Genomic DNA, 26,479 nt, shown 5'->3' on the forward strand with positions numbered 1-26,479 from the left:
CCGATCCCGCACAGCGTCCACGGGGCTTGCTCAGAACTCTCCTGCGGCCAGGACACCGGCCCGGAAGACCGGACCGGCAAGGTTCATGCCCGGCCGATAGGCCAGGTGGGCAATCGAGGGCGCATTCAGCAGCTGGATATCGGCGCGCTTGCCAACTTCCAGGGTACCAACCGTCTGCGCGACGCCCAGCGCCAGCGCGCCGCCATAGGTGGCCGCGACGATGGCTTCCTCGATGCTCAGGTGCATTTGCAGTACCGCTGTGGTCACGCAGAAGGCCATCGACGAGGTGTAGGAGGTCCCCGGGTTGCAGTTCGAGGCAAGGGCGATCTGCACCCCTGCGTCGATGAGTTCCCGGCCCGGGGCGAATGGCATGCGGGTGGACAGGTCGCAGGCCGGCAGGCAGGTGGCCACGGTCCCGGCAATACCGCTTCGGGTGCGCGGATCCCACCGGTCCCACGAGCCGGCCAATGCAGTGATGTCGGCTGGATCGAGGAAGTTCACATGATCAACGCTCGCCGCACCGAATTCGACGGCCAGCCGGGTACCGGGCCCTGGCCCGAGCTGGTTTCCATGCACCCGTAACCCCAGGCCGGCTTCGCGTGCCGCACCAAGCACCTGCCGGCTCTGCGCTTCGTTGAAGGCCCCGCGTTCGCAGAAGACATCCGCGTTCTGCACATAGGGTGCCACGCGTTCAAGCATTTCCCCGCAGACCAGATCCGTGTATTGCTGCGCGTCCATCCCCTCGGGCACCAGGTGGGCGCCGAGGAATGTCACCTGGTCAACCAGCGCCGAGGCAATGCGTGCGTGGCGGGTTTCCTCCTCCACGTTCAGCCCATACCCGGTTTTGGTCTCAAGGTAGGTCGTTCCCCCGGCCAAGGCCTCGGCGACCCGCCCGGTGACCAGCGCGGTCAGCTCTTCATCCGATGCCGCGCGGGTTGCCGCGGTGGTCACGGCAATCCCTCCCGCCGCATAGTCCTGCCCTGCCATGCGGGCAACGAATTCCCGGCTGCGGTCTCCGGCGAAGACCAGGTGGCTGTGTGAATCCACCCAGCCGGGCAGGGCCGCCCGCTGCCCAGCATCAAGGACGGTATCGGCCTGCGGGGCCCCGGAGGCGTGACCGATCCAGGCAATCCGCTGGTCTGCGACCAGGATGGCCGCATCCCGGATCAGTGTGTGATCGGCATCCGAGGTGAAGGCCTCGGAGATATTGGTGATCAATGTGGTGCTCATGAAAACTCCGGATGCTCGGTGAAAAAGGCCGTGTAGAGATCCGCCGGATCCCCCAAGGTCGTGTGGATGCCGTCGCTGGCTACCAGCGTGCCATTGATGTGGACCTCGGCGATATCCGCGGCGGTGGCGGTCAGTGGGAGCTGTGCGGTGCGCGATCCGATGGTACGGGCGCTGCCGGTGCGCACCAGCAGGTGGTCCGCGTTGTCCTTGAGCCCCAGGGAGCGCAGGCCGCCCTCCCGGGCGGCCGCGGAGATCTCGGCCGGGGCAAAGCGCCCGCGTTCACCGCTGCGCAGGCGCTCGCCGTACTCCAGGCCGCGCTGTTCAAGATACGGGTCCAGCACCGCATGCTGGTCACTGCCCAGGCACAGCACGGCCCCGGCATCGGCGAGCTCGCGCGCCGGACCGATCCCGTCCCCCAGATCCGCCTCGGTGGTGGGACATATGACGATCCCGGCACCCGCAGCCCCCAGGGCGGCGATATCCTCGGCGGTCAAATGGGTTGCGTGGACCGCCGAGAGCCGCGGGCCAAGAAGTCCCGTGCGCTGCAGCAACTGTGTCGGGCTCAGCCCGTAGGCTGCCTGGCATGAAGCGTTTTCGACCGGCTGTTCGGACAGATGCACATGCAGCGGCAGGGCGGGATCCAGCCCCGCGGCAATCTGCCCCAGTTCCACCGGTGAGACCGCGCGCACCGAATGGATCGCCGCACCCAGGCTCAGCAGCCCCTGCCCCGCATCCAGGTCCGCTAGCGCCGCGCCCAGCGCCTGGTGGCGGGCCAGCCACCCGGAGACATCCCCGTCGGAGAATCGCCGCTGGGTTTGGTTGAGTTCCAGGACGCCGCCGGCACTGTCCAGGCCGCCTTGCAGGTAGCAGGTATCAAGCAACACCAGCCGGATCCCCGCGGCCTGGGCAGCACGGGCCAGGGCCAGTTCCATGCCGTGGGCCTCCTCCCCGGCATAGGGAAGCCCGTTGGCGTCGTGGTGCAGGTAGTGGAATTCACCTACCGCGCTATACCCGTTGACCACCATCTCGGCGAAGACGGCGGTGGCCAGCTGCTGGTAGGCGGCCGGGGTCAACCCGGCGGCCGCTGCGTACATCTGCTCGCGCCAGGTCCAGAAGTTCCCGGCGCCACCGTCCACACCCTGGTGGGTGCGCCCGCGCAGGATCCGGTGGAAGGCGTGCGAATGGGCATTGACGGGGGCGGGAACCCGGAGGGTCCGTGTACTCACAGCAGGTCCTCCAGTGCGTCGGCGAGCGCCAGCACGCCGGCGGCCGCGTCATCGTCCTCGACATATTCCTCGGGTGAGTGGCTGATGCCCGAGGGGTTGCGTACATAGAGCATTCCCGAGGGGACTGCCGCGGCCAGCACCCCGGCATCGTGGCCGGCACCGGTGGGTAGCAGCGGGGCGTCGGGAACCAGTCGGCGCACCGAGCCGGACAGCGAGCGGGTCAGTGCCGCGTCGAAGTGCACCGTGGCGGACAAGGACTCCTCGGTGAGGTTCACCGTGCACCCCTCGAAGGCCGCGAACTTCTGGGCCTGACCGTGGATCTTCTCCACGAGCATCGCCGTAACGGCGTCATCCGGGTGGCGCACATCGAGCCACAGATCCACCCGTGAGGCGATGACATTGGTTCCACCGGGTACCGGTTCCACACGTCCCACGGTGGCCCGGGCGTTGTCCTGTGCCGCGGCGATCTGTCGTACCGCCACAATGCTTTGCGAGGCCGCGATCATCGGGTCGGAGCGGTCGGTCATCAGCGTGGTGCCGGCATGGTTGCCCTGGCCGGAGAAGGACAGGCGCCAGCGGCCGTGCCCGAGGATCGTATCGCCCACGGCGATGGCCGGACCGCGTCCGGCATGGTCGGTGTACTCCTCGGAGTTCAGCCCCTTGCCCTGTTCCACATGCAGCTCGATGAAATCCCCGATACGTCCCAACTCGACCTCGTCGCGGCCCATCCGGGCCGGGTCCAGGCCGTTGGCCCTGGCCACCTCTGCGAAGGTGTTTCCCTGCGCATCACGCAGGTTCAGCGCCTTGGCCGGATCGATGGCGCCGGTGAGCAGGCGCGATCCCAGGCAAGCCACCCCGAAGCGGGACCCTTCCTCCTCGGGGAAGACCGTCAGCGCCAGTGCCCGGTGGCGTACCAGGGTGCCTGCCGCTTCGCGTTCGGCGAGCAGGTCGTAGGCGGCCAGGGCACTGGCAACCCCCAGTGGCCCGTCGAAGGCCCCGCCGCCGGGCACCGAGTCCAGGTGTGATCCGGTCACCAGGGCGCCGCGGCGCGATGCCTCGTCCTTGGCCGAACCCGGCATATCCCACCAGGCCCAGATGATGCCGTTGGCATCGGTGCAGACCTCAAGGCCGCGGCGGCTTGCCTCGGCAATGAACCATTCGCGCAGGGTGATCTCGGCGTTGGAGTACACCGGGCGAGAGTATCCCCCGCGCTTGGCGTCCTGGCCCACATCGGCAATGGCTGCCAGCAGGGTATTGACGGTTTGGGTGTTCACGTTCACGGTTCCTATCTGCCGACCCTCGGGTAGGCAATGGGTATGGCGATCAGCCAGGTCAGGGCCACGCACTGTGCCGGTGCGCCGCCCAATCCGGGTGGCCGGTTACCGGGCCATCGGGATGCGCACGCCGCGCTCGTTGGCGACGTCCACCGCACGCTGGTAGCCGGCGTCCACATGGCGGATCACGCCCATGCCCGGGTCGTTGGTCAGCAGCGCCTCGAGCTTGGCCGCGGCCAGCTCGGTGCCGTCGGCCAGGGACACCTGGCCGGCATGGATGGAACGGCCGATGCCCACCCCGCCACCGTGGTGGATGGACACCCAGGTCGCGCCGGAGCTGGTGGCGGTCAGCGCGTTGAGCAGCGGCCAGTCGGCGATGGCGTCCGAGCCGTCCTTCATCGCCTCGGTCTCGCGGTAGGGGGAAGCCACCGAACCGGAGTCCAGGTGGTCGCGGCCGATCACGATCGGGGCCGAGACCTTGCCCTCGGCGACCAGCCGGTTGAACAGCAGGCCCGCCTTCTGGCGTTCGTTGTAGCCCAACCAGCAGATGCGCGCCGGCAGCCCCTCGTACTCCACGTGTTCCTGGGCGGCATCCAGCCAGCGATGCAGGTGGGCGTTCTCCGGGAAGAGTTCCTTCAGCGCCTCGTCGGTGACCCGGATGTCCTCGGGGTCCCCGGACAGCGCCACCCAGCGGAAGGGGCCCAGCCCCTCGCAGAACAGCGGGCGGATGTAGGCCGGGACGAAACCGGGGAATTCGAAGGCCCGCTGGTAACCGCCCTGGCGGGCCTCGTCGCGGATCGAGTTGCCGTAGTCGAAGACCTCGGCGCCGATGTCCTGGAAGCCGACCATGGCCTCGACATGGGCCGCCATCGCGGCCTGGGCCTTCTTGGTGAAGCCGACCTCGTCGGCCTTGGCCTCGGCTTCCCACTGCTCGACGGTGTACTCCACCGGCAGGTAGGACAGCGGGTCGTGGGCGGAGGTCTGGTCGGTGACGATGTCGATCTCGATCTCCCCGGCCTTCTGACGGCGCAGCAGTTCCGGGAAGACCACCGCGGCATTGCCCACAAAACCGACCGACAGTGCACGTTTCTCGTTCCTGGCGGCGGTGACCTTGGCGATGGCGGCGTCCAGGTCCAGCTCGACGTCATCCAGGTAGCGCTTGCCCAGTCGGCGGCACAGCCGGTCCTCGGAGACATCGACGATCAGGCAGGCGCCCCCGTTCAGGGTGACGGCCAGTGGCTGGGCGCCGCCCATACCGCCGCAGCCGCCGGTCAGCGTCAGGGTGCCGGCCAGGGTGCCGCCGAAGCGCTTCACACCGATCGCGGCGAAGGTTTCATAGGTGCCCTGCAGGATGCCCTGGGTGCCGATGTAGATCCAGGAGCCCGCGGTCATCTGCCCGTACATCATCAACCCCTCGGCCTCCAGCTTGCGGAACTCGGGCCAGGTGGCCCAGTCCCCGACCAGGTTGGAGTTGGCGATCAGGACGCGCGGCGCCCACTTGTTGGTGCGGAACACGCCAACCGGCTTGCCGGACTGCACCAGCAGGGTCTCGTCCTCTTCCAGGTCGGTCAGCGTCGTGATGATCGCATCGTAGGCTTCCCAGGAGCGCGCCGCCCGTCCGGTGCCGCCGTAGACAACCAGGTCCTCGGGGCGTTCGGCGACCTCGGGGTCGAGGTTGTTCATCAGCATGCGCAACGGGGCTTCGGTCTGCCAGCTCTTGGCCGTCAGCGTGGTGCCGCGCGGGGAGCGGATGACGCGCGATGGATCATGTTGGGTGAAGCTCATGGCTGGTTCTCCTGTGGGTAGGCGGTCAGTACGTTGCGGGCCTCGGCGGTCACTTGTTCGCCAATGGCCGCGATCTTTTCAGGGTTCATGCGGTAGCTGGGGGCGACCACGCTCAGTGCGGCGATCACCCGGGTCCCGGTGACGGTTCCGTCCGCTGCGTGGGTCTGCACGGAGACCGGCGCGGAAATGGCCGTCACATCGGCCTCGACTCCGCGGTCCACCACCACGTAGCCGGGTGCGGGTATCTCCCCGGTCAGAACCACGCCGGCGGCACTGCCCTCCAGGGGGACGGTGCGCCCCACCCAGGAAGCGTGACGCACCGAATGCGTGCCCTCACGCATCGCGAGGTACAGGCCTTGGTCCCCACCGGGGCCGTGATGGGCCCGGACGATGACGTAGGCCGATTCGCCCGTGGCGTCCACGATCCGTTCCAGCGCCGGTGTGGCCAGGGAAATGATGGATTCGTGGCTCAGCGCCTGGGCACCGAGCTGCACAATGCGCAACCCCGGCCGGTAAGCACCGTCTTCATCCTTGCGGACATAACCGGTGGATTCCAGGGTGCGCAGCAGGCGCAGTGCGGTGGATGCGGACAGGTCCGTTCCGCGCGCCGCGTCGGCCAGCGTCAGGAATCCTGCATCGCACACCGAACCCAGCAGTTGCAGTGCGCGTTCGACGGTACGCGTTGACGGTTCGGCCACGGTGAGACTCCCGAAAGTTGGTGTTTGGCTGGTAAAACCGAGTGCCCGAGGTTACCCTCGTCACACAAGGTGTTTCACTAATTGAAACGCGTATTTCACTGAATGGCAATAGCTGGACCAAAATTTTCCTTGGAGGGGTCGTCTTCCTGAGCGCCGCCATCGCTTGCGCCGGACAGTCCAACTGGCGACAGCCATAGCGGTCGCAGTTCGAAGGCGGTTCCGAAAAGGCACTCATCCCGCACTGACCCGCCTCAAGACATGGGCAACGAAAGTTGCCGGCAATGCGTCGATCCTGTTGGCACAATAGTTGGCTTATCGGTATTATTGTGTCATGACTGTGATGACTACCGCCGAAACCGCGAAGCTTCTCGGGGTGAGCTCCGAGGCGGTTCGGAAAATGCTGAAAACCGGCCGCTTGGAACAAACCAGTGTCGCTGGCCGCACGATCCTGATTGATGCTGGCTCAGCTCACCGCGTGCATCGGGAAGGCAAGCGTTCAGGACGTCTTTGGGCGCAGCGTACCGCCTGGGCGGCGCTGAGCCTCTTGTCGGGCGCTGAGGTCTCTTGGCTGTCAGCGAGCGAATTGTGGCGGTTGCGTAAAAGACTCGCCTCCCTTTCGGCCGAAGAGCTCCATCAGTTGGCACGCAACCGAGCTACTTCACACCGCTATCGAGGCGGCGAGGCGGCGAAACAGAAACTCTCCAAAGTCGTGGCGGTCACCGGCATCGGGGCGCTGGAGGATCCCCTTCTGGCCAATACCTTCGGACTCGCCTCCGGAACAGGCACCCTGGAAGGCTATGCAAGGACCGGCTTCATTGAGAAGAACGTTCGGAAACTGGGATTGAGGGAAGATCCTGCCGGGGACATCCTTATCAGGGAACTCGATTTTGTACAGCCTCTGGTAAGCGGCCATCTCCCGATAGCAGCGATCGCTGTTGATTTGATGGACTCACTGTCCACCCGTGAACGCTCAGCGGGCCGAGCCAAGTTAGAAGAGCTACTGCATGCCATCTGAGAACCACGCACGCCCTGCAGTGAGCGTCACGATCCCTCCGGCCGGTTGGGCCGCGCCATGGCCTCAATGCCTGGAACTGGCCCAAGCGCTGGATTCCTCGAAATGGACCTTGATCGGTGGGCTGATGGTGCAACTTCATGCTGTGGTGGCGAACTTGCCCATGATCCGGCCCACGACTGATGTTGATGTGGTCCTGCACGTGGAAACCGGATCAGTCTCCGGGCCGGAAGTCACCCGTACGCTGAATCAGCTCGGGTACACCCTCCAAACACCGTTAAGTACTGCGTCGCCAGCGCACCGTTTCATCCGGCAGCGCGAGGGGATGAAAGAGTCGATCGATGTGATGGTCGCGGATCATGGTGTTTCCAAGCCTCCGCTGACCCTTGGGGGCCGTGAACCCTTCCTGGTTCCGGCCGGCACGCAGGCGCTGAAACGCACCCTGAACTGCCGTGTCATGGATGTTGCCGGCGAGTTAGTCACCACGCTGAGCATCCCGAGCGTTCTGGCTGCAGTGGTCTTGAAGGCCGCGGCCTACCGAGAGGATTCCAGGGACCGGGAACGACATCTGGAGGACGCTGCACTACTGTCGACGATGCTTGGGGATCCGCTGGCACTGGTGCCGCAGCTTCAAGGATCTGACCGCTCGCGAATCATCTCTATGCATCACCAACTCTCGGATCCGCATCACCCAGCGTGGGCAAGATTCGATGAAGAGCATCGTCATAAAGGCCAATATGCTCTGGAGATCCTGGCGAGCAATCCCCAAGATTTCGAGCTGGATAACGATCTGGGCCCCGCATTCTAGACTTCAGCACCCAGGTTATTCGGTGTCCTCGGCGCAATTCGCCCCGGCCGACTGCCGGAGTGGATGCGACGGCTGCGACGGCTGTGTGAATTCGTCCTGGAGCGCCTCTGGGACTGGTCCGCCCGCTCCGGGGCGAGGATGCTCTGGCCGCTAGCCGGCAATGCCGCTCGTGCCCGTCGGCGCGTTCACGATATCCAGCACATCGGGCAGGTAGCGCAGGTACCAATACACCAGATCGCTACTCGGTGACGTGCTTCCGTAGCTCGCAGTCTTCCACGACGTATAGCGCCCTGCATGCTCGTGTGGGGCTCTCACATCGGACGCACTAGCCCCAGAACACGTCCCACGGTGGCTTCTTTGCCCCGATTTCCTCATCGACCACTAGCTGCAGGTCCACTGGTAACAACTCAGTAGCAGTGTTCGCGCGTTCGCCAGTAAAGGGGATGACGAGGTTTTCAGCAGTCAAATGCAGCGATCTGCTCCACGGTGCTGAACTCCAGAGCTTCGACCACCTGACGTGCCTTGGCCACAGTTGGGTGAGCAAGCGACGCGTGCTTCGATCTGCCAGCAGAACGGGTCCCGGAGTAACAGCCTCGCAGTTCAGAGTCGGTCACAATTCGGGTTCGCCCCACTGCCCACGGTGGGGAGTCATGGAATGGAAGGTATACCGGCTAAAACAAACACGCTAAGGCCCTCACACGGCCACCTTCCTGGGTTAGAGCCAGTTCTCCTTTTCGATCCGTAAACCAGCCAGATGCTGCTCATGTTGAGTGATCCATGAGCGCGAAGAAGTGCCGAATCTGGAACCACGGTTATGAAGCTCCTCGATGACAAGAGGGCAACACATCAAGAGTTTACGGAACACGCCGCCACTGCATGGAAGTAATGCCCCATGCCAAGCGTGCAGGAAACCTATCCTGCCAACTGATGAACCGACCGACGCGACCGACGCGGTACCCCATCACCTTTTGCTTGTCTTGACTGTCCAACCCTTAGTTGGACTATCAAGGCAAGACTCTGCCCTCAGCCCTCCCTTTGCTCCCTCTGCGGTTGCACCCCTTCGGCTTAGTGTCAACGTGAGGAACTGGGCTGGGCAGTAATAAAAATAGAGTTTGAACGTAGTGAAGGCCTTTAACGCCCGAGGTTAAATATGGTTAAATAAGGATCGGGGTTGAGAAATCTATACGAAATTCTCAACCCCGATCCTTATTTAACCTAACTAGCTTAGTGCTTTCGCTCCTCTTGCTTTGCTATGAACGATAGCTAGAGCAATCCACAGCACCACAGGCACTAGGGCAATTCCAGCAGTAACTGCGAAAGGCAACACAGTGCTTGCGGTCAAAACGAACGCGGTACCCATTACGGAGATCACGCTAGCGACGATTCCGAGAATAAATCCTGCTTTGTTGGCTTCTTGGCTTACCTCGGCTACAGCCAGGACACCTGACACAACAGCAGCCAGGGCCGCGATCAGGGAAACCACTGTTAACGCATTCGCCCCAGTAAAAATTGATCCGACGGTAAAACACGCCGATACAGTGATTTTCAGTCCTGCGGACATCCCGAACATTCCTTCATTTTGCATTGAGATCACCTTCCGGAAAAGAACGGATTACTTTGCCCAAGGGGTCGCACACCAGGCCCCAGCTGCGGCGAGCGACGCAGCCAGACCGACCACACCGCCCTTAACTGCCTGCTTGCCCAAGAACTTCACCATAGTTTGAGCAGCCTTATTCCAATCCTTGCGGTTGATGTAACCCAGAATCGTTCCTTCAGAAGCACCGAAGAGGGCACCGAATCCGGTGAAATTCAAAACGCACTGACCATAACTTGCAGCTGACGCAACGGGAACATTGCCAATGTGAGTCTGAGGGACCTGGGCACGGAACTGAGCAATGATCTGTTTGCCTTCTACTTCACCAAAATGCTTGATGATGCTCTTTTCATCAACACGGAATGAACCATCTTCATTCTGGGTGATTCCATGCGTAAAAAGCGCTTCGAGATCCTTAGCCAACTTGTCGACTTCGGCATCAGTGACCGATTCATTTGCAACTGTCGCCGCCGCTTGATTGAGCTGGGAAGGCGTGGATGCTGACGCCGGAAGTGCTGTGAAGGTCAATCCACAAGCCAGGACCGCAGCGATAGAAGCGTTCACAAACTTATTCTTCATTTTTGCTCTCCAAATGAGCGTGAACTGCCCCAGCTGGTCTCTGAGACATCTTTCCTTAAAGATATCTAATCCAATTAGCTTAAGCCAGCCCATATGAAAGGCTCTATTGAAAATAACCATCCTACTTAAGTAGGATGGTGGCCTCATTGCATATGTGCTATCGAGCCATTCGTTCACGTTCGCTCTCAAACCCTTGGCTACAGCCCTTCGGTTATGCGGAAGGTGCTCGGGACTGTCGATACGCGCACCAGGGCACGCTTCGCAGGTGCCCTGAAAATCAACCTTCGCTGCGCTGCGGTTGATGGGCCGGCCCCGCGCCCTCCGCGTGTGCACTTGGGGATCGTCGGTCCCGTTTCCGGCCCCCTGTTTGCGCGCGGCTTTATCCTCCACGGTCGGACGCACGCAAACAGATGGAATGTATGATCACCCGTAACGGAAAACTATCGTACCGCTCGTGCCCCGCTGACAGTTTTCGTTCCGGCTCATCGCCCCTTGCTCCTGCGGAGGGCTTGTTCTCGACCGCTGCGCGGTCTTCGGAAGGACTGTTGTTATGGCGTTGTTTTCTGGCCCTTGTGACTCTTGTGTGGGTGTCCGGACCCGTTAAAACATGAAGCACGCCGTTCACTGTGTAGGTTTAAAGCGTCTAAACAATAACCTCTGAACACAAGAGAACGGCGTGCAAAAAACAACTCTATTGCGTGGCATCCTCGGTGTCGAGAAGAACACGATCATTGAACACCTCGACCACCACGAAACCTCGAAGGGCTTGGCCTACGTAGTAGCCCACGTGCGCCCCAGCAAGAAGCTCAAATCCCGGTGCGGGATCTGCCAGCAACGCTGCCCCGGCTACGACCAGGGTCAGGGACGCCGCCGCTGGCGGGCCCTGGACCTGGGCCCGTTACAGGTCTGGCTGGAAGCTGCCGCACCCAGGGTCTGGTGCCCGGTGCACGGGATCGTGGTGGCCTGGCTGCCCTGGGCCAGGCACAATACCGGACACACCCTCTACTTCGATCAGCAGGTCGCCTGGCTAGCCACGGAATGCTCCAAACGGGCGGTCACCGAGCTGATGCGGATCGCCTGGCGTACCGTCGGAGCGATCATCGACCGGGTGTGGGCCGATACCACCGCCCGGGTGGACTTATTCGCGAACCTCAAGCGGATCGGTATCGATGAGATCAGCTACAAGAAGGGCCACAAGTACCTGACGGTAGTCATCTGCCATGACACCGGACGGCTGGTATGGGTCGGGGTCGGACGCACCAAGGACACACTGCACGGGTTCTTCGATGCCCTGGAAGCCTCCCAGACCGGCCGGTGCGCGAAGATCACCCACGTCAGTGCCGATGGGGCGGACTGGATCGGCACGGTCGTGGCCGAACGCTGCCCGAACGCGGTACGGGCCGCGGACCCGTTCCATGTCGTGGCGTGGGCAACCGATGCGTTGGACCAGGTGCGCCGGGAAATCTGGAACGATTACCGCAACGCTGCCCGGCAGGAGCCTCAGCGCGGGCGGGGCAGGCCGCGCAAGGACGCTGCGCCTCGTCCGGCCTCCGAAGCGGCGAAGCAGCTGAAGGGGGCCCGGTACGCGTTGTGGAAGAATCCCGAGAACCTCAGTGAGAACCAAGCGGCGAAGCTGGCATGGATCGCCAAGACCGACCCGGCCATGTACCGGGCCTATCTGCTCAAGGAAGGGTTGCGCACGATCTTCACCTTGGACCTGCCCGCCGCGGTCGTAGCGCTGGAGAAGTGGATCGGCTGGGCCCGCCGATCCAGGATCCCGGCGTTCGTGGAACTACAACGCAAGATCGTCAAGCACAGGCAACGGATCCTTGCCTCGATCGAGCACGGGCTGACCAACGGGCGGATCGAATCGATGAATACCAAGATCCGGTTGATCACCCGGATGGCGTTCGGGTTCAAATCCCCAGGCCCGCTGATCGCCATGGCCATGCTCAGCCTCGGAGGTTATAAACCGGCCCTGCCAGGGCGTGAGTGACCCATAGATGAGTCACAAGAGCCTGTTTTCTCGGAAGAAAACACCGGCACCGACTCAGCCGCGGAACCCGTTTGTTCCTACTCCGGAGCAGGAAGCTGCTCGGCGTGAACGCGAAGCCGCGCAGGCTGCTGCAGCCGAGGCAGCGCGGGTGGTTTATGATCCATGCAAGGGTGGCCGTCCTACGGTGGAGCACCCGCGCACCAAGCGCGTTTCCCTATCCTTATCCGATCAGGAACACAAAACCCTGGTCGCTGCGGCTGGGGTGAACCGTCCCGGAAATCATGCCGCTAATTTACTAGCGGCATGATTTCCGGGATGCTTCTATGTTTGTCAAGCAACCGATAGAGGCGGATTTGTTGCCAGGACTCGAAAGAGTTGCCGAGTGATGTAGCGCTTTAGGGTCCGCATGATTTCGCGTTTACTGCGTCCTTCGGCGATTTTGCGTTCGACATATTCGCGGGTGACCTTGTCCGTACGCATTCGTGTCAACGCGATGGTGTTGATCGCCCGGTTCAGTCGCCGGTCACCACCGCGGTTGAGCCGGTGCCTGACGGTGTTTCCCGAGGACGCTGGGATCGGGCAGGTGCCCGCGATCATCGCGAAGGCAGCTTCGGAGCGGATGCGTCCCGGGTGCGACCAGACGGTCATAACGATCGCAGCGGTTACCGCTCCCACTCCGTGCATGGCCAGTAGTTCCGGCACATGTTGGGTGGTCAGTTTGGTGAGCTGGACCTGATTAGCTTTTAAGTCGGCATCTAGGCCAGTGATCTGTTTAGCCAGGCGCACAGCCTCACTACGGGCAACAGTGGCACCGAGGGTCTCATCGCGTGCACGCCATGCCGCGATGGTCTTGACTTGGGCTGCGGTCAGTGGCTTGCGGGCGTCAAGCCCCAGTTCGTGAGCACGGACCAGTGCTGTTAGGGCATTGATGGCTCGTAGCCGATCGGTATTCATCTGGTCGCGTCCAACGCTGAGCAGTTTTAGTGCGGTCTGGACATCTCCTGCCCGGCGGTCTCGAAGTTTTTCCAAGTCCATGACGAGGGTCGATTGGGCTGCTGTGATTGCGTCTAGGGCATCAGTTTTACCTTTGCCCCGCAGTCGTTTGGTTGAAGGTGTGGGGGCCTCAACCACGCGATAGCCAGCCTGCGCAAGACGATCGGCCATGATGGCTCCGTAGGAGCCTGTGCACTCGGCCGAGACGAGGACACTCTCGATGTCACCTTTGGTGCGGCGTCCAATCCAGGCTGCTGCGCGTTCCAAACCAGGGCTCGTAGTCGGAAAGGTTTCCTGCGCGCAGAGTTTGCCCGAGGGCGACTCCATGATCGCGTAGGTATGGGTTGCGGCGTGTGTATCCACGCCGACGATGAATCGATAGTGATCTGCCACAATTGACATGCGATGTCTCCTTCTAACGTGCGGACGTCGTGACCGGCGTCGGCCCGGGAGAAGATCACTACGAGACATGCCTGTAAGGGGCCACAATCCCCAGGGATCGGGCAGGCTTCTAATCAAGTCATCGCGGTGGGCCGGGGCGGCGCCGGCCCTTCCAACCAGGTGGACAGATCCCGGAAATGACACCCCGAAAGGGTCAGACGGTTCAAGAGTCACACCTGGTCGGAGGAACCAGTACCACTCTGCCAGCTAGCCCCAGGCCAGCCACCTTCAACACTTACAGACGGTTCACGAAGTCCTCCAGGGCCTTGGCCGCGGATTCGATACTCGGAGCGGTATAGATCCCTTTCAGTTGCTTGCTCACAGCCTTGCGGTCAGTGTAGGACACGAACCGGTTCGCCGCCCTGATCAGGTTCACCACACAGGTCTGCACGGTCGCTTTCGCCCATGTTGCCTCGATCGCTTCAGGGAAACCGGTCAGTCCGTCGCAGCAGGCGATGAGCACATCCTTCACCCCGCGGTTGGCCAGTTGGGCGCAGACCTAGGCCCAGAACTTCGCGCCCTCGTTCTCGGTGACCCCGATGGCCAGATGCGCGGCATTGTTCCTCACTTGGTGCCCATCGCGGACCTTGATCACGATCGTGTCCAGGTACAGGATCGGGTAGAACTCCTCCAACGGGCGTTCCTGCCACACGGCAACTTCTTCGAGCACCTCGTCGGTGATCTTTTCAGATCGTGTCGTGGGACAGCTGGGTGCCGATGGTGGTTTCCAGGTGGTAGGCGATATCCCGCACGGGTCTCGACCCGGCATACAGGGAGACGATCATCTCGTCCACCCCGCCGGTGCGGCGTGAGTCCTTGGGTACCAAGGTCGGGGTGAAGGTGCCGGCCCGGTCCCGCGGGATCTGCAGGTCGATATCGCCGACGATGGTGGACACGATTTCGGGTGGGACCCGTTGCGGGAGTTTGGGATGAACCGGCCCTCGGTATCCCCTTGTTCGTAGCCCAGGTGGCTACTCAGTTCGGCTTTCAGCCCGCGTTCCAGACCCGCGCGGATCAGCTGCGCGATGAACCCGTCCTTGCCGTCGAGTTGGATCTCTCCTCGATCGATGAATCCCATAAGCTCATCGAACGCGCCGGAGTCCTTGACCGCGTCCATGGATCCGAGGTTGGCGAGTTTCTCAGCGATGCCGGAGGCGTTTTCCATGAAGGTATCGGCCTGGTCTTTCTGGATGGTCATATCGTGTGTTTCCTAGTCTGCTTGTATCAGTTGACTAGGGCTCTTACACAATCCACCTGACAGGCCCCCGGTATAGTCGCATTGAACCAGCACCGACACTACCCGATCCCACACTGTTGCTACCGGTTCGTCTTACCGGCGCTATCCGAAGCCCCGGCTAAACAGTTAACGAACCGCGAAGCGGGATCTTTAGTGTACGTGACTGCCCAGAACCGACTTTAACGACAATCGTGTCAGCTCTGCTCTTCGAAAGGAAACAACTCTCCGATGAACCCCAAGGAACACCCCGGGACAATCCCGGGCCTCGTGCGGCCCTATGCGGGATCGCACCCGACCCCGTGGCGCAATGGAGGCGGAATCACCCGCGAGATTGCCCGCGGAACATTGGAGGACACCGGTGCGCTGGAAGCCCTCGAAGACGGGCAGTGAGACTGGCGGCTGAGCATTACCGACGTCGATGCGCAGGGCGAATTCTCGGCATTCCCCGGCCTCACCCGGATACTCACGATCATCCGAGGCGAAGGAATGTCCCTGACCATCGACGGAACCGAACAATGGCTGGACAGCTACCGTCCGCTGCGTTTCGATGGCAGCGCCACCACCAGCGCCACCTTGCCCCGCGGACCCATCCGGAACCTGAATCTCATGTTCCGCAGCAGCCGGCTGAACGGCGAGGTTGAACTCAGGAACCTCATCGGGCCCGGCCAACTCACGCTGGGCCAGAGCCAACTGGCCATCCTGCTGCAGGGTGCCGCCCAAGTCACTGCTGGGCACGATGGGCACGCCGTCTTGTCGGAGTTCGACAGCGTCATCGGCAACCAATCCGCCAGCACCACCGTGACCGGCAGCGGGATGCTGGCGGTCATCACCCTTACCCGCATCGAGGGGTGAGGGCCGAATCCGCGATTGCATCAACCCAGCAAAGCGTAGCTTCATGCGCCAGCGGCCAGGTCCCCAGCCGGCTTGGCAGGACCATGAAACGCGGGGCAGTCATCGGGCGGGTGCGCACCGGGTGCCGCGCTTTTCAGGAACCAAAAAAGATCCGCCGTCTTTCGGGTTACGAAAGACGGCGGATCGCATGCCACCGCACCATCAATACGGCGGCATCGACACTAGACGCCCACACGGTGCCTAGGCCACACTGTTAACCTTCTCAGGTTGGTGATGTGTCAAGGAAATCGAGTTTCTCACCAAGTCACGAAGTTTTCCGGGCTCCCAATCGTGTTCATCCAGAGCCCGCAATTGCACCAGGACGTTGCCCAGCGCGGTGCATTCCACCGGGCCGGCAACCACCGGAACCCCGGCCCGGTCGGCGGTGCGTTGGCAGAGCAGTTCACCCTGTGACCCTCCCCCGACCACGTGGATGGATTCGGGTTCGAATCCGGCGAAACGCGCCGCCGCAAAGGACTGCCGCGCGAAGCTCTCGGCCAGCGATTCAATCACCACACGCACCACCTGCGCCTTGGTCCGCAGCGGCTGCCCGCCGGCCGCGACCACTTCCCGGTTGATGCGTTCGGGGATATCCCCCGGGGCCAGGTAGCGTTCGTCCTGCGGATCGATCAGCACCTGGGGAACGGGCAATGTCCCGGCTTCGGCCAACACCTCGGCCAAGGTCACCTGGTGCGAGGCGTCCTGCCCGTTCCAGTAGCTGATCGATTCGCTGAGCAGCCAGGTTCCGGTGACGTTCTTCAGGAACCTCACCGTGGAGTCGATTCCCAGTTCGTTGGTGAATCCGCTGGTCCGCGCCTGCTCGGTGAGGACCGGGGACTGCAGTTCAACCCCGACCAGCCCCCAGGTTCCACAGGACACGTAGGCGCTGCGGCTTCCCTCCAGCGGAGCCGCGGCCACCGCGCTGGCGGTATCGTGCGAGGCCACGGCGATGACTTGCACCCCGACCGGGGCGCCCAATTCCTCGGCAAGCCCGGGACGCAGCGCACCCACGCTCTGCCCTGGCTGGATCAGCTCGGGAAGCTTGCCGGCCAGCTGCAGGTGTTCCACCAGCCCGGTGTCCCAGGTTCCGGTTCCCTGGTCCAGCAACCCGGTGGTGGACACGTTGGTCCATTCACTGCGTGTCGCACCGGTCAGCAACCAGTTGATGTAATCCGGTACCAGTAGCAGCGTGTCCGCCTCGGCCCACCGGGCCTCGTCCTGTTCGGCCTGCAGCTGGTAGACGGTGTTGAACGGCAAATACTGCAGGCCGTTGCGGGCATACAGCTGCTCGCGGCCGAAGTGCTGTTCCAGCACCGTGACCGCACGCTCGTTACGTGGATCCCGGTAGTGCCGCACCTGGCCCAGCCGTTCCCCGCCCTTCAGCAGCGCGTAGTCCACCGCCCAGGAGTCCACCCCGATGGAGGCGATATCCGGGCGCTGGGCGAAGGCCAGCCGCAAGCCGTGGCGGATCTCGGTCCAGAGCCGGTCCAGGTCCCAGGCCAGCGATTCCGCGGGGGCCTGCGGTTCGAAGGTGGCCAGTGGCAGCGCGCCATTGGCGAAGCGGTGGACCAGCTGCAGTTCGACCCTGCCGCCAACCATTTCGCCGATCATCACCCGGCCACTGGTGGCGCCCAGATCGATCGCTGCTACCGGGGCGCCGGAAACAGCCGTACTCATCGCAGGAACGCCGCCGCAACACCGGAGTCCACCGGAATGTGCAGGCCGGTGGTGCGGGTCAGTTCCGGGCCGGTGAGCACGTACACGGCATCTGCCACGTTTTCCGGGACCACCTCGCGCTTGAGGATGGTGCGGTTCGCGTAGAACTGGCCCAGGTCCTGTTCGTCCACACCGTAGGTGGCGGCACGGTTGGCACCCCAGCCGGAGGCGAAGATGCCCGAGCCGCGCACCACCCCGTCGGGGTTGATGCCGTTCACGCGTACCCCGTGCTCACCCAGTTCCACGGCCAGCAGCCGCACCTGGTGGGCCTGGTCGGCCTTGGTGGCCGAATAGGCGATGTTGTTCGGTCCGGCGAACACCGAGTTCTTGGAGGAGATGTAGATGATATCCCCACCCATCTGCTGCTCGATCAGGGCCTTGGCCGCGGCCTTGGAGACCAGGAAGGAGCCCTTGGCCATCACATCATGCTGCAGGTTCCAGTCCGCTTCGCTGGTTTCCAGCAGCGGCTTGGACAGCGACAGTCCGGCGTTGTTCACCACCAGGTCGATCCCGCCGAAGGCCAGCACGGCCTCGTCGATGGCGGCCTGCACCGCCTGCGCGTCGGCCACGTTGGCGGCCACGCCGATGGCCACGTCGCTGGTGCCCAGTTCGGCGGCCGCGGCCTGCGCCTTGGACAGGTCCAGGTCTGCCACCACAACGCAGGCGCCTTCGGCGGCCAGACGGGTGGCAATGGCCTTGCCGATCCCGGAGGCGGCACCGGTGACCAGTGCGATCCTCCCGGCATGGCTCTTGGGCTTGGGCATGCGGGCCAGCTTGGCTTCCTCCAGTGCCCAGTACTCGATGCGGAACTTCTCGGCATCGGAGATCGGGGTGTAGGTCGAGAGCCCTTCGGCACCGCGCATCACGTTGATGGCGTTGAGGTAGAACTCGCCGGCCACCCGTGCGGTCTGCTTGTTCGCCCCGTAGGAGAACATGCCCACCCCCGGGATGAGCACGATCAGCGGATCCGCGCCGCGCATGGCCGGGGAGGCCTCGTCCCTGTGCGCCTCGTAGTAGGCCCGGTAGTCGGCGCGGTACTCGGCGTGCAGTTCCCGCAGCCGGGAGACCTGCTCGTCGAGGCCGGCGGTGGCCGGCAGGTCCAGCACCATCGGCTTGATCTTGGTGCGCAGGAAGTGGTCCGGGCAGCTGGTACCCAGGGCGGCCAGCTGGGCCAGCTTTTCACGGGACAGGAAATCCAGCACCCGCGCATCGTCGGTGAAATGCCCGACCATCGGCTTGTCCCGGGAGGCCAGGCCGCGGATGGTCGGGGCCAGGGCGGCGGCCCGGGCACGGCGCTCGGCCTCGGGCAGGGCCTGGAAGCCGGGTACTTCGGCGCCGAATGGTTCGGGAACCGAATGCTCGTTGATGTACTTCGCGGCGGTGTCGATGATCCACAGCGAGTTCGCCTCGGACTCCTCGCTGGTCTCGCCCCAGGCGGTGATCCCGTGGCCGCCCAGGATGCAGCCCACGGCCTGCGGGTTGGCTTCCTTGACGGCGGCGATATCCAGGCCCAGCTGGAAGCCCGGCCGGCGCCATGGCACCCATACCACCTTGTCGCCGAAGATCCTGCCGGTCAGTTCCTCGCCGTCCCGGGAGGTCGCGATGGCGATGCCGGAGTCCGGGTGCAGGTGGTCCACGTGTGCCGCATCGACCAGCCCGTGCATGGCGGTATCGATCGACGGGGCGGCCCCGCCCTTACCGTGCAGGCAGTAGTCGAAGGCCGCGACCATCTCGTCCTCGCGGTCCACGCCCGGGTAGCTCCCCACCAGCGAACGCATGCGATCCAGGCGCAGGGTGGACAGCCCCTTCTCGGTGAGCGTGCCCAGGTCACCGCCCGATCCCTTGACCCAGAGCAGCTCGATCTGCTCACCGGTCACCGGATCGGTGGCGGCGCCCTTGGCCGAGGTGTTGCCGCCGGCGAAGTTGGTGTTCTTCTTGTCCGCACCCAGCCGGTTGGATCGTTCGATCAGTTCCCGGGCGACGGTTTTACTGATGGTTTGCTCGCTCATGTTCTTCCCTATGCGTTCTGGTTGGCGCCGTAGCGTTCGGTTTCGATTTCTTCCAGGGTCTTGCCCCGGGTTTCCGGGGCCCAGATGGTGCCGATCAGCAGCGCCGCCACCAGCAGTCCGATGATGATCAGCCCGACCTTGGCCAGCCCGATGCTGCCCAGCAGCACCGGGAAGGCCAGCGAGAGCAGGCCGACCATGACCCGGGCGAGCATGAACAGCATGCCCTGGGCGCTGGCCCGGTACTTGGTGGCGAACAGCTCCGCGGTCCACAAACCGTAGAAGGCCTGGGCCCCCAGGCCGGCCGAGATACCCCAGCAGATGGCGAAGGTGAACAGCGAGAACATGCCCGGAGGGGCGAAGACCAGCACCACCCACGCCACGATGCCCAGCAGTGCCCCGCCGAAGTACAGCCAGCGGCGCGAGACCCGGTCCCCGTAGCGCATGAAGCCGAAGTAGGTGGCCAGCGCGGTCAGGGTCCAGACCAGTACCTGCAGCAGGTTCTGCTGGGTGGCGCTTTCCACCCCTGCCGCGGCGTAGACGCGCGGCTGGAAGATGCCGGACTGGCCGGCCACGGTGTTCCACAGGCCGTAGACGCCCAGCAGGAAGGCCAGGGCGCCCCAGTTCTTGCGATCGGAAAGCAGCCCGGCCACCCCGGAGAAGAAGGAGACCTTCACCCCGGTGCGGACCTCCTGGGCACGCTGTTCCTTCCAGCGGGTGGATTCGGGCAACCCGCGGCGGACCCACCAGGTGATCAGCGCGATCACGAACAGGTGGAAGAAGATGATGCGGCTGCCGGTGACCCCCAGCGGGCCGACCAGGATGGCCAGCGCGAATCCGATGGCCGGTCCGACGGACCAGGCCAGCTGGGCGGTGCCCACATGCGCGGCTCGGTGCTCGCTCGGTGCTTCCTCGGCGATGTACGTCCAGGAGGCCGGCACCCCGGCGCCCACGGCGATACCCATCAGGATCACCCCGATCAGCAGCAGCACCAGGCTGGTGCAGAAGGTGATCATCAGGGCACCGACCATGAACACGATCAGGTCGTAGGTGTAGATGAACTTGCGGCCCAGCCGGTCGCACAACGGTCCGCCGATCATGGCGCCGAGGGCCGCGCCGAAGGCGTTGGCCGACAAGGCGGCGATGATGCCCACCATGGAGTCGTCGAAACCGAAGGCGTTCTGCCACAGGGTCAGGCTGGTGGCCAGGGCGATGATCGCACCGGCCTCGATGTAGTTGCTCATGGCCACCGCGATGGTGGCCTTCCATGCGCTCATCGGGCGACGGCCCGCGCGTGGTGTCATGGTCCCGGTGCTCATCCTAGGCACCCCACCCCGCCTGGACCCCGCCCACACGCTCGGCGGCGATCTGCTCGGCGTAACCGGATGCGCGGTAGGCGGCCATCGGGTCCGCCGGCAGGGACCGCGATTCGCGCCAGGCGGCGAGCTCGGCGCGCACATCGGTGTAGAACGCGTCCATGAACACTTCCTGGGCGCCGAGCACGTCACCGGTTTTCTGGGCCACGGCCAGCGCCTCGCGGTCCACCAGCAGTGCACGGGCGGTCATTTCCTGGACGTTGAGCACGCTGCGGATCTGGCCCAGCACCTTGTCCTCCACATTGTGGCACTGGTCGAGCATGAAGGCGATCGGGCTGTCCTCTTCCAGGCCACCGCCGCGCAGCACCTCGAACATGATGCGGAAGAGCTGGAACGGGTCGGCCGCGCCGACGATCAAATCGTCATCGGCGTAGAAGCGCGAGTTGAAGTCGAAGGACCCGAGCTTGCCCAGGCGTTGCAGTTGCATCACGATGAATTCGATATTGGTGCCCGGGGCGTGGTGCCCGGTGTCCAGGCAGACCAGGGCCCGTTCGCCCAGGGCGGCGACCTGGGCGTAGGCGGTACCCCAGTCCGGCACATCGGTGTGGTAGAAGGACGGTTCGAAGAACTTGTATTCCAGCACCAGGCGCTGTTCGCCGGACAGGCGGGCGTAGATCTGTTGCAGGGACTCGGCCAGGCGGTCCTGGCGTCCGCGCAGATCGGCCTGGCCCGGGTAGTTCGAGCCCTCGGCCAACCAGATCTTCAGATCCTGGCTTCCGGTGGCGTTCATGACCTCGATGCAGTCGAAGTGGTGTTCCACGGCCTTGCGGCGGACCGCGGGATCCTCGTGGGTCAGGGCGCCGAACTTGTAGTCGTCATCCTGGAAGGTATTGGAGTTGATGGTGCCCAATTCCACGCCGAGGTCGTTGGCGTAGCGGCGCAGCGCCGTGTAGTCCTCGACCTTGTCCCACGGGTAGTGCAGGGCCACCTTGGGGGCCAGTCCGGTGAGCTTGTTGACCTGCGCGGCATCGGCGATCTTCTCGTAGGGGTCGCGCGGGGTGCCCGGTGTGCCATACACCTTGAAGCGGGTGCCGGAGTTGCCGTAGGCCCAGGAGGGGACTTCGATGGCCTGGCGTTCCAGGGTGGTCAGGATCTGCGGGGTCAGTTTGGCGCCCATGATCACTCCATTCATAAGGGGTTGCGTAAGGGGGAGGTGCTTTATGCTGCGCTAAAGCCGGGCGAGCTGCTCCTCGAGGTTGAAGACCTCGTCCAGGCGCTGGGCGGACTGGTCGGCACGCCCGTCCAGGCTGATGAAGAAGTCGGACATCTCCGCCTCCCAGCGTGCGGTGCGCGGATCGTTATCCAGGGCCCGTTGCGCGGCGGCGTCGTCATCGGTTTCGTAGTATCCGATGAGCAGCCCGTCGGGGCGCAGGAACAGCGAGTAGTTCCGGCGTCCGGCCTCGGCGATGGCCTTGAGCATCTCGGGCCACACCGCACCGTGGCGTTCCCGGTATTCTGCAAGACGTTCGGGTTTGACCTGGAGTTGGAAGCAGACCTTGGCCACGACAGGTTCCCTCCTTCTTCATTGAAGTGCGTTTCCCGTGGGTTGAACGCAAAACTGAATCGTTTCAATTTCTTAGCTTCATGAAGCATAGACCACAAACCGCGGGCTTGACAAGCGTCACAATTGACCCGGATCCCGGAGTTTTGAAACCTTTCAATGCATGTGGATCGTTTACCCAACTCACCGCGGGATATACTCGCAGCTGCGCGGCAAATACATTTTCTCGGCGGTCAGGAGGACCCATGGCGATCAGCGTGCGGGATGTGGCCCGGGAAGCCGGGGTCTCGGTGGGCACGGTATCCAACGTGCTCAACCGCCCGCAGATGGTCGCCCCCGCCACGGTCGCGAAGGTCACTGCCGTCATCGAACAGCTCGGGTTCGTGCGCAACGACGCCGCCCGGCAGTTAAGGGCCGGGCGCAGCCACAGCTTCGGGCTGGTGGTGCTTGATGCCCGCAACCCGTTCTTCATGGATATCACCCACGGGGCGCAGGAGCGCGCGCTGGCTAACGGCTATACCGTGCTGATGGGTGCCAGCGACGACAAGAAGTCCAGCGAGTCCCGGCTGTTGGAACTCTTCGACGAGCAGCGGGTGGCCGGGGTGCTGATCACCCCGGTGGACACCGATCTGAGCCGGCTGTGGAAAATCCGCGAATCCGGGACCCCGGTGGTGCTGGTGGACCGTGGCAGCGGGGACCGCTCCTTTTCCTCGGTGTCCGTCGACGACGTGGAGGGCGGACGGCTAGCCGCCGCGCACCTGGTGGACGGCGGCCGACGCAGGATCGCGTTTGTGGGCGGCCCGCTGGAGATCGAGCAGGTGGCGCACCGCCTGGACGGTGCCCGCTCTGTGGTGGCCGGCACCAGCGATGCGGTGCTTCAGGTGTACGAGACCACCTCACTGAGCGTGTTGGAAGGGCGGCGTGTCGGTGAGAAGCTGGCCGCGCTACCGGAAAACAAACGCCCCGATGCCGTATTCGCGGCCAACGACCTGCTGGCACTGGGGGTACTGCAGGCCCTGGTGATGACCGGGAAGCTGGCAGTACCCGAGGATATCGCGCTGGTGGGCTACGACGATATCGCCTTCACCGAGTCCGCGGTGGTGCCGATCTCCTCGATCCGCCAGCCGGCCGAGGAGATCGGACGCACCGCGGTGGACCTGCTGCTGCGCGAGGCCGAGGCCGGCGCGGATGCGGTGCGCGAGCAGTTCGTCTTCGCTCCAAAGCTCGTGGTGCGTGCCTCCAGCAGGTAGGTGCAGCCGCAACCGCTACAGCCGGGCCAGGATCCGGTTGATCCGCTCCCTGTCGAAGGCCGAACCGTCGAAGTCCTGGCCGTCCTCCAAGTCCAGCCATTCCCGGTAGTCCTCGTACATCTCATGCTCCGGGTCGTTGGCGGCCAGCAGCATGGACTCCCATCCGGGAACCCCGCCACTGTCCTCGGCCGGGGCCGTGCGTCGTCCCCCGGTGCACCGCGGCACCGTGCCGGACTCGTTCTGAAGGACCTTTTCCAGGATGATCTCCAGTTCCCAGTTATCCCCGAAGTCGTACACGTAGCCGATCTTGTCCTTCTCCGAGGACAGCAGCTGACCGATACCCACCGCCTGTTCGTCGATGTCCCCATCGCGCAGCGGCAGGGTCGCAGACTGAGCCTCGGTCAGCTGGTAGGCGTGCAGGTGCGAGTTGTCCCAGTCGAACGCCGCCTGGATCACCTGGTGCAGGTCATCCAGGGTGGCTGCCCCGGACACCAGTACCCGCCGCCAGATCGGGGGCTTGGCGTATTTCAGGCCCAGCTTCAGCTGCAGGACTGTTCCCGCAGCGTGAGCCGCTTCCGTGGGGAACGGGATGATATTGGATTCCCCGGCGGACACGCCGGATTCGGCCACCGGACTGGCGAACGGGTTGGGGTCCGCATCCCACTCCAATTCCCCATCAAGGTCGTCCTCGTCCTCGGAGAACATTCCCTCCAGCAACGCGCCGACGGCCAGCGGGATGTCATAGTGGGTGCCCTTCTCGATCAGCCCGAGGTCCGCCAGTTCCTCAAGGTCAGCGAGCACGGCCTTCCAGGTAGTGTCCCGGACCCCCGATGGCCCCGCGTCGCCAACCGGCACCGGGTCCCCCTCGGCGGCCATCAGCAGCACCTGCACCACCAGGTCCCAGACTTCCACGACCGTTGGGTCCTCGGAATCCGGGGACCCGACGGTCTCCTCCAGGAAGGCGTGGACAAAGGAGAACAACGAACCGAAGGCCACTGCCGGATCCTCGGAGAGGAAGTCCGCGGCGCCGGCGCTGGGTCGCACCTGGTTGTCCTCGATCTCAATGGCCTCGGCCAGGGCCAGGGCCAGATACAGCCGCTGCATCAGGTCCTCGCTGGCGCTGGTGAGGCTGCGCATCCGGGATTCGATCAGGGCGATGGCTTCACGGGATTCGGTGGCACCCAGCTCGCCGCCGGGCTCGATCGCCTTGCCGGTCCCGAGCCAGCGCAGCAGGTCGCGTCCCAGCGTCACCACCTTCATCTCGTTCAGGTTGCCCACCGCGAGCGCTTCCATGCTGGACAGGCCCTCGGTTGCCTCGGAGTCGAGGTCCTCGCCGGCGATGACCTGGTTCACCAGTACCCGTAGCAGTGCCAGGTCGTCGGCCGACCCCTCCCACCGGCCCGTCTGCTCCAGGAAGTCCACGTAGGTTTCCACTGCATCCTGGACGAATGCCACGGCGTCCTGGCCATCAAGCGGATCCCGGGCTTCGTTCTCGAAGTCCACCACGGTTTCGAACACCTCGGCGAAGCGTATCGGGTCGAAGTCCGTGGCCGAGACGGGACCGTCAAAGCTCGCATTGACCGTGAAGAGGTTGCGCATGATCATCAGGTAGGGCATCGCCAGGGTGTCATCGCCCCGGGTGGACTCGTACCAGCGCAGGAACTGCGGCGTGATCTGGTCCACGGCCCGTTCCACCGCGGCCATGGCCGTGCTGATCACCTGTTCCGCCTGCTGCCGACCCGGGTGTCCCTGCTTGCGGTTTTTCTTCTTTTTCTGCGCCACTGGTTCAGCCTTCGATAGGTGGTGGAAATGCCTTGCCTTCAGGCTACTGGGCGGCGGTATGCCCCCACAACGTGTCGCCGACATTGCGCGGAATCCGGGGGAACCCATTCCGCTGGCGCTTGCGGTGCAGGCCCAGACCAGTGGCAAGCTGGCCACTCGAAGCGCTGCCCAACAAATCGATTATTGGGCGAGGATCGGCCGGGAAATTGACGAAGCGCCGGCAATCAATCGTCGTGATATCGATCGCGTCCTGTCCGGCGATCAGTCATATGACATACTCTCGGAGCGCGCGCAGGCAATTATTCGTGCCCAGTGGAAACAGGACGTGGAGCGCCACATCACCGACCTGGATTTCGAAGCGGAGTTCGCCGCCCAGGGGCGTAAGTGGGTTGATGCCGATGCCAGCGGAAAGCTTATCCAGCGCGGACGAGCCGGCGAATGACATCAGTCCTCCATGTGCTCGCCGGTCCTCACGGATCCGGGAAAACGACCTTCGTTGAACGGATCCTGCAGCCTGCAACGCATCTACCATTCGTTAATGCGGATTCCATGGCTGCCACCATCTGGCCCGGGGAAGAAGAAGCCCACGGGCATGAAGCCTCGAAGCTTGCAGTCCGAAAGCGCGAACAGCCCCTGAACACACGGTCTTCTTTCATTACTGAAACCGTGTTCAGCCACCCCAGCAAGGTCGACCTAGTCTCCCGGGCATCTCTACTGCGGTACCAGATCACTCTCCACGTGATCCTGGTTCCGTTGGATCAGGCACTCGTCCGAATCACCGAGCGTGTCCCACTGGGCGGGCGTTCGGTGCCGCCGGAAGAGATCGCTGGCCGCTACGAGCGGTTATGGCGGTACGTGGCCCAGGCCCGTCGGTTCGCGGATGAGACCCACATCTATGACAACTCCCTGGCACGTCACCCGTTCCGGCTCGTCGCCGAGTACCGGCATGGGGTCCTCATGCGCGAAACCCGGTGGCCGCAATGGGCTCCGGACGACATCAGGTAGGACCATGGCCTGTCTCTCGTCAGGTAATGAGGAGCATCCGCCCGCTCTGCGCGAAACCCAGCCCATCTGTCCGGTGCGC

General features: G+C 63.8%; 23 protein-coding genes and 1 pseudogene. 8 read left to right on the forward strand and 16 right to left on the reverse strand.

Annotation, left to right across the window (positions count from 1 at the left end; all coding sequences use genetic code 11):
* Positions 1-30 precede the first annotated feature (30 nt).
* From hutI to OK351_RS12465, 5 genes are all read right to left on the reverse strand, one after another.
* Positions 31-1,230 carry an imidazolonepropionase gene (gene hutI, locus OK351_RS12445; RefSeq protein WP_265159400.1) on the reverse strand — a complete coding sequence of 400 codons (1,200 nt, stop codon included), beginning with the start codon at positions 1,228-1,230 and terminating at the stop codon, positions 31-33.
* Positions 1,227-2,456: a formimidoylglutamate deiminase gene (locus OK351_RS12450; protein WP_265159402.1), complete on the reverse strand. Its 1,230-nt coding sequence runs from the start codon at positions 2,454-2,456 to the stop codon at positions 1,227-1,229. The genes hutI and OK351_RS12450 overlap by 4 nt, the downstream gene beginning before the upstream one ends.
* Positions 2,453-3,730, reverse strand: coding sequence for an allantoate amidohydrolase (locus OK351_RS12455; RefSeq protein WP_265159404.1), 1,278 nt, complete (start codon positions 3,728-3,730; stop codon positions 2,453-2,455). Before OK351_RS12455 ends, OK351_RS12450 begins: the two co-directional genes overlap by 4 nt.
* A gap of 105 nt (positions 3,731-3,835) precedes the next feature.
* Positions 3,836-5,515: a urocanate hydratase gene (gene hutU, locus OK351_RS12460; RefSeq protein WP_265159406.1), complete on the reverse strand. Its 1,680-nt coding sequence runs from the start codon at positions 5,513-5,515 to the stop codon at positions 3,836-3,838.
* Positions 5,512-6,213 carry an IclR family transcriptional regulator gene (locus tag OK351_RS12465; protein ID WP_265159408.1) on the reverse strand — a complete coding sequence of 234 codons (702 nt, stop codon included), beginning with the start codon at positions 6,211-6,213 and terminating at the stop codon, positions 5,512-5,514. Before OK351_RS12465 ends, hutU begins: the two co-directional genes overlap by 4 nt.
* Positions 6,214-6,544: 331 nt before the next feature.
* Here OK351_RS12465 and OK351_RS12470 point away from each other — a divergent pair, with 331 nt between their 5' ends.
* Positions 6,545-7,228, forward strand: a complete 684-nt coding sequence (locus OK351_RS12470) for a helix-turn-helix domain-containing protein (RefSeq protein WP_265159410.1) — start codon at positions 6,545-6,547, stop codon at positions 7,226-7,228.
* Between the two features lie 19 nt (positions 7,229-7,247).
* Positions 7,248-8,033, forward strand: coding sequence for a hypothetical protein (locus OK351_RS12475; RefSeq protein ID WP_265159412.1), 786 nt, complete (start codon positions 7,248-7,250; stop codon positions 8,031-8,033).
* Positions 8,034-8,183: 150 nt separating this feature from the next.
* Here the strand turns inward: OK351_RS12475 and OK351_RS12480 are convergent, their stop codons facing one another.
* The 3 genes from OK351_RS12480 to OK351_RS12490 form a co-directional block, all read right to left on the reverse strand.
* Positions 8,184-8,348 carry a hypothetical protein gene (locus OK351_RS12480; protein WP_265159414.1) on the reverse strand — a complete coding sequence of 55 codons (165 nt, stop codon included), beginning with the start codon at positions 8,346-8,348 and terminating at the stop codon, positions 8,184-8,186.
* A 904-nt stretch (positions 8,349-9,252) separates the two neighbouring features.
* Complete coding sequence (locus OK351_RS12485; RefSeq protein ID WP_265159416.1) at positions 9,253-9,618, reverse strand: hypothetical protein; 366 nt, start codon at positions 9,616-9,618, stop codon at positions 9,253-9,255.
* A gap of 27 nt (positions 9,619-9,645) precedes the next feature.
* Positions 9,646-10,326, reverse strand: a complete 681-nt coding sequence (locus OK351_RS12490; protein WP_265159418.1) for a hypothetical protein — start codon at positions 10,324-10,326, stop codon at positions 9,646-9,648.
* Between the two features lie 556 nt (positions 10,327-10,882).
* On the opposite strand from OK351_RS12490, the gene OK351_RS12495 reads away from it, so the two are divergent.
* On the forward strand, positions 10,883-12,202 hold the full coding sequence (locus OK351_RS12495; RefSeq protein WP_265159420.1) for an ISL3 family transposase: 1,320 nt from the start codon (positions 10,883-10,885) through the stop codon (positions 12,200-12,202).
* Positions 12,203-12,532: 330 nt separating this feature from the next.
* On the opposite strand, the gene OK351_RS12500 is transcribed toward OK351_RS12495, so the two are convergent.
* Together OK351_RS12500 and OK351_RS12505 are read right to left on the reverse strand one after the other, a co-directional pair.
* Positions 12,533-13,597 (reverse strand): IS110 family RNA-guided transposase, encoded by a 1,065-nt coding sequence (locus OK351_RS12500; RefSeq protein WP_265159422.1) that lies wholly within the window; start codon positions 13,595-13,597, stop codon positions 12,533-12,535.
* Positions 13,598-13,886: 289 nt separating this feature from the next.
* Positions 13,887-14,834: pseudogene (locus tag OK351_RS12505) on the reverse strand (IS256 family transposase); the annotation flags it as partial.
* 267 nt (positions 14,835-15,101) lie between these two features.
* Between OK351_RS12505 and OK351_RS12510 the strand changes: the two are divergent.
* Together OK351_RS12510 and OK351_RS12515 are read left to right on the forward strand one after the other, a co-directional pair.
* Positions 15,102-15,263: a hypothetical protein gene (locus OK351_RS12510; protein ID WP_265159424.1), complete on the forward strand. Its 162-nt coding sequence runs from the start codon at positions 15,102-15,104 to the stop codon at positions 15,261-15,263.
* Between the two features lie 9 nt (positions 15,264-15,272).
* Entirely contained in the window at positions 15,273-15,725 is a 453-nt protein-coding gene (locus tag OK351_RS12515; RefSeq protein ID WP_306349490.1) for a HutD/Ves family protein, read from the forward strand.
* Between the two features lie 240 nt (positions 15,726-15,965).
* On the opposite strand, the gene OK351_RS12520 is transcribed toward OK351_RS12515, so the two are convergent.
* The 5 genes from OK351_RS12520 to OK351_RS12540 are packed head-to-tail and all read right to left on the reverse strand — an operon-like array spanning position 15,966 to position 22,366.
* A complete protein-coding gene (locus tag OK351_RS12520; protein WP_265159426.1) occupies positions 15,966-17,441 on the reverse strand; it encodes a rhamnulokinase in 1,476 nt (491 codons plus the stop codon).
* Positions 17,438-19,489, reverse strand: a complete 2,052-nt coding sequence (locus OK351_RS12525) for a bifunctional aldolase/short-chain dehydrogenase (RefSeq protein ID WP_265159428.1) — start codon at positions 19,487-19,489, stop codon at positions 17,438-17,440. The genes OK351_RS12520 and OK351_RS12525 overlap by 4 nt, the downstream gene beginning before the upstream one ends.
* Before the next feature lie 8 nt (positions 19,490-19,497).
* Complete coding sequence (locus OK351_RS12530; protein ID WP_265159430.1) at positions 19,498-20,790, reverse strand: MFS transporter; 1,293 nt, start codon at positions 20,788-20,790, stop codon at positions 19,498-19,500.
* Between the two features lie 16 nt (positions 20,791-20,806).
* The gene (rhaI, locus tag OK351_RS12535) at positions 20,807-21,979 is read right to left on the reverse strand and encodes an L-rhamnose isomerase (protein WP_265159432.1); all 1,173 of its coding nucleotides are present in this window, start codon (positions 21,977-21,979) and stop codon (positions 20,807-20,809) included.
* Positions 21,980-22,030: 51 nt separating this feature from the next.
* Positions 22,031-22,366, reverse strand: coding sequence for an L-rhamnose mutarotase (locus OK351_RS12540; RefSeq protein ID WP_265159434.1), 336 nt, complete (start codon positions 22,364-22,366; stop codon positions 22,031-22,033).
* Positions 22,367-22,608: 242 nt separating this feature from the next.
* Here OK351_RS12540 and OK351_RS12545 point away from each other — a divergent pair, with 242 nt between their 5' ends.
* The gene (locus OK351_RS12545; protein WP_265159436.1) at positions 22,609-23,613 is read left to right on the forward strand and encodes a LacI family DNA-binding transcriptional regulator; all 1,005 of its coding nucleotides are present in this window, start codon (positions 22,609-22,611) and stop codon (positions 23,611-23,613) included.
* 15 nt (positions 23,614-23,628) lie between these two features.
* Here OK351_RS12545 and OK351_RS12550 read toward each other — a convergent pair whose 3' ends face one another.
* On the reverse strand, positions 23,629-25,395 hold the full coding sequence (locus OK351_RS12550) for a plasmid pRiA4b ORF-3 family protein (RefSeq protein ID WP_265159438.1): 1,767 nt from the start codon (positions 25,393-25,395) through the stop codon (positions 23,629-23,631).
* Between the two features lie 58 nt (positions 25,396-25,453).
* On the opposite strand from OK351_RS12550, the gene OK351_RS12555 reads away from it, so the two are divergent.
* Positions 25,454-25,837 (forward strand): ParD-like family protein, encoded by a 384-nt coding sequence (locus OK351_RS12555; protein ID WP_265159440.1) that lies wholly within the window; start codon positions 25,454-25,456, stop codon positions 25,835-25,837.
* Positions 25,834-26,400, forward strand: a complete 567-nt coding sequence (locus OK351_RS12560) for an ATPase (RefSeq protein WP_265159442.1) — start codon at positions 25,834-25,836, stop codon at positions 26,398-26,400. The genes OK351_RS12555 and OK351_RS12560 overlap by 4 nt, the downstream gene beginning before the upstream one ends.
* Positions 26,401-26,479: the final 79 nt, after the last annotated feature.

The organism is Glutamicibacter sp. MNS18 (assembly GCF_026107515.2).
Classification (GTDB): Bacteria; Actinomycetota; Actinomycetes; order Actinomycetales; family Micrococcaceae; genus Glutamicibacter.